14 protein-coding genes, 1 tRNA gene and 1 pseudogene are annotated in these 9583 nt (G+C 50.3%); 15 read left to right on the top strand and 1 reads right to left on the bottom strand.

The window, feature by feature from the left end:
- Positions 1 to 465 precede the first annotated feature (465 nt).
- The 15 genes and pseudogenes from FN082_RS10650 (at position 466) to FN082_RS29990 (ending at position 9295) form a co-directional block, all read left to right on the top strand.
- Positions 466 to 837 carry a hypothetical protein gene (locus FN082_RS10650; protein WP_004123001.1) on the top strand — a complete coding sequence of 124 codons (372 nt, stop codon included), beginning with the start codon at positions 466 to 468 and terminating at the stop codon, positions 835 to 837.
- A 56-nt stretch (positions 838 to 893) separates the two neighbouring features.
- Positions 894 to 1721 (top strand): YfdQ family protein, encoded by an 828-nt coding sequence (locus FN082_RS10655; protein WP_116965866.1) that lies wholly within the window; start codon positions 894 to 896, stop codon positions 1719 to 1721.
- Between the two features lie 132 nt (positions 1722 to 1853).
- Positions 1854 to 2381 (top strand): HD family hydrolase, encoded by a 528-nt coding sequence (locus FN082_RS10660; protein WP_116965867.1) that lies wholly within the window; start codon positions 1854 to 1856, stop codon positions 2379 to 2381.
- A complete protein-coding gene (locus FN082_RS10665; protein ID WP_116965868.1) occupies positions 2381 to 2578 on the top strand; it encodes a hypothetical protein in 198 nt (65 codons plus the stop codon). The genes FN082_RS10660 and FN082_RS10665 overlap by 1 nt, the downstream gene beginning before the upstream one ends.
- Positions 2575 to 2703, top strand: coding sequence for a hypothetical protein (locus FN082_RS30335; protein ID WP_268887524.1), 129 nt, complete (start codon positions 2575 to 2577; stop codon positions 2701 to 2703). Before FN082_RS10665 ends, FN082_RS30335 begins: the two co-directional genes overlap by 4 nt.
- Complete coding sequence (locus FN082_RS10670) at positions 2700 to 3008, top strand: hypothetical protein (protein ID WP_116965869.1); 309 nt, start codon at positions 2700 to 2702, stop codon at positions 3006 to 3008. The genes FN082_RS30335 and FN082_RS10670 overlap by 4 nt, the downstream gene beginning before the upstream one ends.
- Entirely contained in the window at positions 3001 to 3747 is a 747-nt protein-coding gene (locus FN082_RS30170) for a hypothetical protein (RefSeq protein WP_235892119.1), read from the top strand. The genes FN082_RS10670 and FN082_RS30170 overlap by 8 nt, the downstream gene beginning before the upstream one ends.
- Positions 3747 to 4097 carry a hypothetical protein gene (locus FN082_RS10680; RefSeq protein ID WP_116965870.1) on the top strand — a complete coding sequence of 117 codons (351 nt, stop codon included), beginning with the start codon at positions 3747 to 3749 and terminating at the stop codon, positions 4095 to 4097. The genes FN082_RS30170 and FN082_RS10680 overlap by 1 nt, the downstream gene beginning before the upstream one ends.
- Positions 4098 to 4450: 353 nt before the next feature.
- Positions 4451 to 4858: pseudogene (locus FN082_RS10685) on the top strand (DUF550 domain-containing protein); the annotation flags it as partial.
- Between the two features lie 448 nt (positions 4859 to 5306).
- Positions 5307 to 5873, top strand: coding sequence for a 3'-5' exonuclease (locus tag FN082_RS10690; RefSeq protein ID WP_142981544.1), 567 nt, complete (start codon positions 5307 to 5309; stop codon positions 5871 to 5873).
- A gap of 42 nt (positions 5874 to 5915) precedes the next feature.
- Positions 5916 to 6122, top strand: coding sequence for an excisionase (locus FN082_RS30175; RefSeq protein ID WP_116965872.1), 207 nt, complete (start codon positions 5916 to 5918; stop codon positions 6120 to 6122).
- Positions 6083 to 7273, top strand: a complete 1191-nt coding sequence (locus FN082_RS10700) for a site-specific integrase (protein ID WP_142981545.1) — start codon at positions 6083 to 6085, stop codon at positions 7271 to 7273. The genes FN082_RS30175 and FN082_RS10700 overlap by 40 nt, the downstream gene beginning before the upstream one ends.
- Positions 7264 to 7366: transfer RNA gene (locus FN082_RS29985), tRNA-Leu, on the top strand. The genes FN082_RS10700 and FN082_RS29985 overlap by 10 nt, the downstream gene beginning before the upstream one ends.
- Before the next feature lie 204 nt (positions 7367 to 7570).
- Positions 7571 to 8812: an integrase gene (locus FN082_RS10705; protein WP_142981546.1), complete on the top strand. Its 1242-nt coding sequence runs from the start codon at positions 7571 to 7573 to the stop codon at positions 8810 to 8812.
- Between the two features lie 321 nt (positions 8813 to 9133).
- Positions 9134 to 9295: a hypothetical protein gene (locus FN082_RS29990; protein WP_167290042.1), complete on the top strand. Its 162-nt coding sequence runs from the start codon at positions 9134 to 9136 to the stop codon at positions 9293 to 9295.
- A 169-nt stretch (positions 9296 to 9464) separates the two neighbouring features.
- Here FN082_RS29990 and FN082_RS10710 read toward each other — a convergent pair.
- A partial coding sequence (locus FN082_RS10710; RefSeq protein WP_142981547.1) for an integrase core domain-containing protein occupies positions 9465 to 9583 on the bottom strand: 119 nt, incomplete at its 5' end.

The following is a 9583-nucleotide window of genomic DNA, read 5'->3' on the forward strand; positions in this document are numbered from 1 at the left end:
ACACAACAGGTAAGAGCATTCCCGCCACACGAGGCTGAAACCCAAGCGCCATGTGGATGCGCCGAAAAGCTACGACGGGGCGTTGGTAGAAGATCGGAGTGCTCTCTCCGTTGTGGTAATTGCGGCTATGCGCACGTGGCGAGCCAACCCGTTCATGGAATGCGTTTCCGGGCAGTGTACGTCGCCGGTTATGGCTTAACCCGGCAGGTGGAGGCACCACCGCCACAACCTGGTTAACTGTGCTGTGTGTAGTCTTGGCGGTTATCCAGTTTTCCACTATCCAAAGGAGGAAGAGGATAACGTTCTGATGGATAACCGCCCTTTTTACACAATACACAAGAGCATCACCGGGCGACGGGCTCATTACCCAATCCACCCGGGCGGATTTGCAGCCGCAGGTGCTCTTCTGTGTTGTGTACGGAGAAATTCCCGGCGGTGGCAGCCGCCTTTCGAGAGGGTAAAACCATGAGTAATGATCGCATGACAGTCGTGCCCGACTTCCTGGGCGAACTGGACGCCGGCGTATTCATGAACAAGATTGCGGCGGCTCTAAATACCACCGCGCTCGGCGTTCTGAACAACGGCAACAAAGGCAAGGTAGTCCTTACCTTTGATTTTGAGCGAATGGGCAATTCTGTTGAAGAGAAGCGCGTCAAGATTAAGCACAAGCTGAACTACAGCACCCCAACTCCCCGCGGCAAAGCGTCGGAAGAGGACACCACCGAAACACCAATGTGGGTTAACAAAGGCGGCAAGCTCACCATCCTGCAGGAGGATCAGGGGCAACTCTTCGGTATCACCGGCACGGTGGACGGAAAGCTTAAAGCGGCTCAGTGATCCGCACGCACAAATTCACTGATACCACTTCGCTAATCAGTTAATAAGGAATTTTTATGTCTCAGTTAGACAGCGGTACTTTTCAGCAGGTTAAAGACCTGGTGCTTTCCGGTTATCACCTTAATGATATCCACAGCCTGGCTTGCCCGACCGCCCTACTCCCAGAAAATACCAGCGTTGAAAGCCTGGAGCGTTTTGCTCTTGAGCGTTTCCGTTTCCGCGGCGCCATGGACACGACCAGCATTGATGATTTCGTTCGCTATTCTGTCGCTTATGCCCAGGAAGAAGAAAAAGCCCGCTGCTTTATTGATGCCGATAACATGCTGGCGCGCTCTATCTTCAACATCGGCACCCTAGATAATCCCGGCCACGCTGATAACGTCGCTTCGATCAAACTGAAAAAAACAGCACCGTTCCGGGCGCTGCTGTCGATTAACGGCGATCACCTTAATCAGAAGCAAATTGCCGAATGGCTGGAAGACTGGAGCGATTACCTTATTGCATTCGATGCCGACGGAAACACGATGAAAATCGCCCAGGCAGCGCAGGCAGTTCGCCGCGTCACAATTCAGCAAACTAATGCCGCCGATCACGAAGATGGTGATTTCAGTGGCAAAAAATCGCTGATGCAAAGTATCGAAGCCAGCAGTAAAGATGTGATGCCGGTGGCTTTTGAATTTATGTGTGTACCCTATGAGGGCCTGGGCGAACGTCGTTTCAGTCTGCGCAACAGCCTGCTGAAAAGTAGCGATCCGGTATTCGTTCTGCGTATTGTCCAACTGGAAGCCCAGGAAGAAGCGATCGCCAATGAGTTCCGCGATCTGCTGGTTGGCAAGTTCGACGGCAAGCCAGTAGAAACCTTTATCGGCAACTTCAAAGCCTGATTGCTCTCCATTAAATCCCCGGCACCCCGGGGATTTATTAAAGCGTAATCCTGCAATTTATCGCCATCTGGCGAGGGATTCCTATACCCAAAAAACAGCGCTGTGCAGAGCGCAATTAAATGGAGAAATACGATGAGCTTTATTCAAACCTTTACAGGCAAACACTTTAACTATCTCGATATCCAGCAGAATGCCATTGAGATAGAAGATATAGCGAATGCTCTCTCGAATATCTGCCGATTTGCAGGCCATCTGCCTGAGTTCTATAGCGTAGCGCAGCATAGTGTTTTAACGAGCAACCTTGTGCCGCAGGAGTTTGCGCTCGAAGCGCTGCTGCACGACGCCGCCGAGGCTTATTTGCAGGATATCCCAGCACCGCTTAAACGCCTGCTCCCGGACTACCGCTCCATTGAGGATCGGGTTGATGCCGCTATTCGCCAAAAATTCGGCCTTCCTACTGAGCAACACCCGACCGTGAAGTATGCCGACCTTGTGATGCTGGCCAGCGAACGTCGCGACTTTGAGATCGACGACGGCACCCACTGGCCGATGCTCGACGGCATTATTCCCACAGACCAATTTGTAATTAATCCCGTTCGCCCTGGTCAGTCTTACGGCATGTTCATGAACCGTTTTAACCAGCTGATGGAGCGGCGCTAATGGCACACGTGAAAGTGAAAGAATTGGTTGCTGCAGCGTATGCTGCGGCACCTGACCTACCACCAGCAGCAGCCCAATTGATGCAAGACATAGCATCAAGGCTGGATGTGACCTTTGTTTCCCTTACAGAAGCTATGGACCAGAACACAGCGCTGTCGGCTGAAATAAAAAGGTTATGCGGAGTAATCAAAAAATGAACGAAGAAACTGATTACTGTGGATTCTGGCGCGCCGTCGTTATTTGCTGCGTTCTGTGCATCATCGTTTTCTGGATACCGGCAATTGTCACTTCTGCTTACTACTACTTTGGGACCGAAAAATGAAAGAGCTTAAGTTTTATGGTGCCAGCGATGACCTTTTCGAGTGTGAAGGCGCTCTCCGGGAAGAAATCTGTATGTACAGCAACCCCGGCGTTTATCACCTCAAATCTGCTGAAGGCGAGATGCTGGTTATTGCCTGCTATACAGACGAAGGCTGCTGGGCACTAGGAGTCGGCCAAGTCAATGAAGATACGCCGATTCCGGCATGGCTGGCATCGTTCAGTCAGCATGAGCGCGGCTATAGCGTTGTTCTGACACTCCAGGTACCTGATGACACTGAACTGGTGCTGGAGGATAGCGATGACTGATATCACCAACTTAGTTAAGAATCTGCGCCATTGGGCAAATATGGCCTCATTGACCAGCGAACAAGTGTCCTGCTTAAGCGTTCAGCAACTCGAAACTATTGCAAGTGAGCTTCATGCAGCCCACCAGCATATCGCCGATTTGGAGTCCTTCCGCACCGCCTACATGGAATGGAGCAATAAAACTGATTGGGTACGGGATGACAGGCGATTCGACGTTGTGAAGCCGCTGGGGAAACATCTGGCTGATGTGCTGAAGGCGTATATCGAGCATCTGGAGTCCCGCACCGTAACTATTGAGCCATTTCGCTCGTTTGTCACTGATGCTGACTTAGCAGCGCTTCACCGCTTCGCCGAATGCTGTGATGACCCTGAATCTGGTGGTCACGATTTAGAAAAAGAGCAGGTGCGGCGGCTTGAGGCAATCGGAGCATTACAGCGTTCAGGGCGTATTAGCTACATCACAGACTTTGGTGATTTCCTTATTTCGATTACGGCTGGCATCAAGGTGGAAACAGATAGCATCGATTCTGATGTGAGCGACAGAAATCAACCGGGGATGGTTGTAGCGGTACATATCGATACCGGCGACTTTGTGAAAGTTAAAAACCAAGTACTTGAGGTTGAGGAAACCGACTTTGACGACCATGACGTTACGCTGTGGTTCGTTGGTGGCGAAGCGCTGAAATGCGCAGCAGGTTGCCAGATAGAAGTGGTATCTGCGCCAGAGGAGGAGAAGTGATGCGCGAAATAGGAGAGCAAATTACAGCGGCGAGGGCCGCAGCTGTAATACACGAAACATTCGGACACCTGGACGCGAAGCCAGGAGAGCGGCATAAAGGCTGGTTCGTTTTTATCAACGGTCAACATGGTGATATGGACGTGGTGTACAGCGACTTTCCAACGTTCGGTGAAGGCCCGGGATATTTCACTGACAGAGAGGACTTCATATGGAAGTTAATTCGTGATGATGGTCCATGCGCAGCTGTCGGCATCTACCGATTCGATGGTGAATATCGTCTACCTAAAAGAAAAGGTCCGGCCCGTTTCGTTGGTAAAACCACCTGCATTCAGACATTCGGGGGATTATAGCGATGAATAAATCAGCAATAACCAGAGAGCGCTTGGAGTGGCTCTCACAAATATCCGGACGCGACGATATAGAAGACGTTGACGGGGGAGAGATTCGCGAACTTTCCCGCGCACAGTTGGCCGCAATGGACAGCGAGCCTGCTGCGACGCTTTATCATAGCAATGGTCGCGCCAGCGTGATGATGATTGGGGATTTACCCTTGGGAGAGGTGGATGTTTACACCGCTCAGCGGCTAGCGCCTGAATTTACCGCGATTGTTGAACGACTGAACCTCAGTGGATATGAGTATGAAAACGGTCCAGTCACCGCACGCAACACTGCCGCAGTGGTCGATATTCTCCTGCAACAGCTCGATGACGCAGTGCAAAGTCGAGACGCGCAGCCAGCGCTGGAACGCGACAATGTACGCCGCGAGCACGCGGAGTGGTCACAGGCTACGTTCGGTAATGTCGGCCCGATTGGTCCACTGAAACACTTAAGCAAAGAAGCCCTAGAGGCTGCAGCCGAGCCTGGCGACCTCTCCGAGTGGGCTGACATGCAATTCTTGCTGTGGGATGCGCAACGGCGTGCCGGTATCACTGACGAGCAGATTACCCAGGCGATGATCGAAAAGTTGGCGGTGAACAAACAGCGCGAATGGCCGGAGCCAAAAGACGGTGAACCGCGGTTGCACATCAAAGAGCAGCCAGCGCCAGTAGTGCGGGATGAGCGAAAATCCTTTGAGTCCTTTATGGCTGAACGATTCGGCGATTCGGTTGACCATCGGCGCGCCAAAAATGGAGACCAGGGCTATATGGCATGGGATATGGTCGTGGCGTGGATCGTATGGCAAGCCCGCGCCATGCTCCAAGCTCAGTCCGACTATGACGGCGAACCCACCGATGATGAACGCATTATGGCTATAGAGGGAATTATCCCGCCAATATCGTCTGGCAACTCTCCGGTAATCGGCGTTGACCTGGCGGCCGGTCCAGACCGTTCCGTCGAAGTTCGCTACGTTGTTCCTCCCGGTTACGTGATGGTGCCGAAGGAGCCGACAGAAGACATGATTGTTGAAGGGTTCGAATCCTGGCCTGATGAGGGCTTCAGTGAACCAGAGGTTTGGGAGGAGTATCAGAACATGAGCGGATGCCAGCAGGCAGCTCATCGAGCGCGCTTATGCTGGGCCGCGATGATTGCAGCAGCACCGAAACAGGAGAATATTTAACGTGAACCATTTAATGATCGACATCGAAACTATGGGCAATAAGCCTACTGCGCCAGTAGTCGCGATCGGGGCAGTATTCTTTGATCCACAAACAGGAGATCTGGGCGCAGAGTTCTATATGGCCGTCAACCTCGCCTGCGCTATGGATCAGGGTGCGACTCCTGACGGTGACACCATCCTGTGGTGGCTGAAACAATCATCAGAGGCCCGTGCAGCTATTTGTACCGACGATACCAGGCACATCGCGGAAGCGCTCTCCGAGCTCAGTTCGTTTATCAGCCGCAACTCTGACAACCCGCGTTACTTGAAAGTCTGGGGCAATGGTGCCAACTTCGATAATGTGATTTTACGTTCAGCCTACGACCGCGCCGGCCAAACTTGCCCATGGCAATTCTGGAACGACAGCGACGTGCGCACCATGGTGTTGCTCGGTAAACAACTTGGTTTCGACCCCAAACGCAATATGCCATTTGATGGCGTAGCCCACAACGCATTGGCCGATGCCCGCCACCAAGCAAAATATGTATCGGCAATCTGGCAGAAACTATTGCCTTCAAGCGACGAATAATAACCCTAATCGCCCGGGTGCAGCCGGGCAATGGAGAAATCTATGCTGAGCCTCGATTGTGTTCCCATCTCAACTTATTGCAAAGAGACAGGCGAAACCCCTGATGCCATAAATAAGCGCCTCCAGCGTGGCGTATGGCGTGAAGGAGTACAGGTGCTAAAGGTCGAAGGCGTTAAGGAAAGATGGATAGATCTTAGTGAGGTTGCAAAATGGGCTCGACAAAATCGCCTAAACTCCCGCGCGGCGTAACGATCAGGAAACATAGCACTGGGGAAACTATCAATATTACCTTTACCTATAAGGGGGTAAAATGCCGGGAACCTTTATCAAACCTTGAAGTTAATAGCAAAAACATTAAATACGCCGAGCGAACACTCGGCGAAATTCACAATAAAATTGAGCGAGGTACATTCAATTATGGTGAACACTTTCCCCGTTCGGCGCGACTTAAAATATTTGGTAATGCTTCAACAGGAAAAACGGTAAAAAATTATCTCGATGAATATCTTGTTATTTGCGAAACCAGAAAATTATCTCCATCAACAATCGGTGGATATAAGAAATGTTTAAATGCTCTGTCATCACTTCACGTTTTTCCTGCTAGCGAATTAACACCAGCTGCTTTAAAAACATGGATCCAGAGTCAGAAAACGACATTAAAAACGATCAGGAACCAACTTTCATTCCTACGCTCAGCCTTGGATGAGGCGGTTACTGATGGTGTATTGCAGATTAACCCCGTGTCACTGGTGACAGCCTCACGCTACCAGAGCAGTAAAACAGATGATGAAAGTGATTATATTGTTGATCCGCTTTCGCCGGCCGAGGTTGAAGCGCTTCTGCATGCTGCAGGTAATAAGCAGTGGGAAAACATCTTCCGCTTTGCAATTGAAACCGGGCTACGTAGTTCCGAACTCTGCGCCCTCCGTTGGCGCGATATCGACTTTATCGGCAAAACAGCGCATGTACAAAATGCCAGCGTAGTGGGGGTAATTAAGGGCACGAAAACGAAAGCTGGAATGCGTAAAGTTGAGTTAACCGAAGAAGCCTTGTATGCCCTGACTTCTCAGAAGCCTTTCACCTTTATGAAAGATGCAACGGTCTTTGAGGATCCTAAGACAGAAAAACCCTGGGCGGGTGCCGATGCGATTAGAAAAAAAGCCTGGGTACCAACTTTACGTAAAGCTGGGATCAGATACCGCAATCCATACCAGACCAGGCATACCTTCGCGACCCGACATATTAGTCGCGGCGCTAACCTGTTTTGGCTGGCATCACAGATGGGACATAAAGGGCCAGAAATGTTGTTCAGGCATTATGGACGCTATCTGAAGGAATATGACGGCAACACTGAAAAACGACCCAAGTTGGTCAGTGGTGGAACCTCAAAGGAGCCGTAAAGGATCCGAAGCAAAACGCTAAATTTTTTTATCATTGTTTATCAATAGATTATAAATTTTCGGGCGCGGGTTCAACTCCCGCCAGCTCCACCAAAATTCTCCATCGGTGATTACCAGAGTCATCCGATGAAGTCCTAAGAGCCCGCACGGCGCAAGCCCTGCGGGCTTTTTTGTGCCTTGAATTAGTCCCGCGAAGTCTGATGCCAACTAATTAAATCCGAACCTTTTAGGCACCTTGTTAGGCACCTCATAAAGCTTTATTGTTTTTGAGGTGCCTAAAACTATGGAAACCCGGCAATGGCAAGACAAACCAAACCTCTATCCGTTAAGGAAATCGAATCAGCCAAACCCAAAGAAGCGGACTATGTTCTCTATGATGGTGATGGCCTTGAGCTACTCATCAAATCCAGCGGAAGTAAAATCTGGCAATTTCGCTACATTCGCCCTGTTACCAAGAAACGTGCGAAAAAGAGCATAGGCCCATACCCGTCAGTTACGCTTGCCGATGCCAGAAACTATCGGGCAGAGTCTCGCTCTCTCCTTGCGAAACAAATCGATCCACAGGAACATCAGCAAGAACAACTTCGCAGTTCGCTTGAAGCTAAAACCAATACTTTCCAGCTCGTAGCTGAACGATGGTGGAATGTGAAGAAAGCCAGCGTGACAGAGGACTATGCCGACGATATCTGGCGCTCTCTTGAAAGAGATGTCTTTCCAGCGATTGGCGACGTCAGCGTTACAGATATTAAAGCTCATACACTGGTTCAGGCCGTTCAACCTGTTCAGGCCAGAGGAGCATTGGAAACCGTCCGTCGCCTGTGCCAGCGCATCAATGAGGTCATGATCTATGCCCAAAATACAGGTCTGATTGATGCGGTGCCCAGTGTCAACATTGGCAAGGCCTTTGAGAAGCCGCAGAAGAAGAACATGCCAAGCATTCGACCGGATCAACTACCTCAACTGATGCAGACAATGCGAACAGCTAGCATTAGCCTTTCCACTCGCTGCCTGTTCATGTGGCAACTTCTTACTATTACCCGCCCTGCCGAAGCGGCTGAATCTCGCTGGGAAGAGGTAGACATAGAAGCGCGAGAGTGGAAGATTCCTGCAGCACGCATGAAAATGAACCGCGACCATACTGTTCCATTGTCAGATGAAGCAATTGCGATACTGGAGATGATGAAGCCGTTAAGTGGAAATCGAGAATTTATCTTTCCCAGCCGCATCAAGCCAAACCAGCCGATGAACAGTCAAACCGTTAACGCATCGCTGAAACGCGCAGGTTTTGGTGGGGTGCTCGTTTCACACGGTTTGCGATCTATTGCCAGTACAGCTCTCAACGAGCAAGGTTTTCCGCCTGATGTGATTGAGGCTGCATTGGCCCACGTGGATAAGAATGAGGTTCGCCGTGCTTATAACCGCAGCGATTACCTGGAACAGCGTCGCCCGATGATGCAATGGTGGGCTGACTTCATTATGGCTGCAGATCACGGAACTATCATTGAGGTGGGGATAAAAGGAATGCGGCTCGCTGGATGAAAAACATACAGACAATGTTTAGTTGCAGTTTAGTTGTATTAACTCAGATTTGACCTGACACAGATATGGCACAGCTCTAAACCTAATCTGACACACAGCTCTGTGCCAAGAATAGGCGTTCTGCTGTTTATTTTCACATTAAACCCCGCGCTCTTTGGACGTTCAGGTTATTCGGACCAGCTCTGCTGATAGAACGTCGGTACAGTGACAAAAGTGAAACGAGAATATTGTTTCGGGTATAATGTAGCCACGTCCTCGTGGTGTAGCCAGTTTTATGCTCGCTTATCCATTGTCGGCCGTGAACTGCAATTATGGAGGGATATGATGAACATTTCCCAACTCAAAGCGCTTCAGCAGTTTTACGCTGATGCTCTTGCAAAGCACGCGACGCTACGTGCGCCGAGCAAATTTCAGCTTGATTTACAGGCTATCTTGTTTGGTCACCATCATCGCGTAACTGAAATTTTAGCTAAGTTGCTTTAAGCAGCGGCTATCTGTTGTTAAGGCTGCTTATGCAGCCTTTTTTGTTCTCTTCGTTTAATCCCCACACCTACCTAGACACAACCGCTGTTCTGTCCTGTTCTGCTGGCTGCGCGGGATCTGGTCTGATACCATATTCTTAATAGGTAGTGTGACTGTAAGCACCCCTGCTTCAGTTCCATGCACTTTTTGAGAGTTCCGGTTTTTCAGCCATCAGCCGGTACTCTTCCGGTGTCAGGTTATTCAGGGATTCATGAGGCCGCTCGTTGTTATATTCCATCAGCCAGCGCT

This window comes from Klebsiella spallanzanii (assembly GCF_902158555.1).
In the GTDB taxonomy this organism is placed as follows: Bacteria; Pseudomonadota; Gammaproteobacteria; order Enterobacterales; family Enterobacteriaceae; genus Klebsiella; species Klebsiella spallanzanii.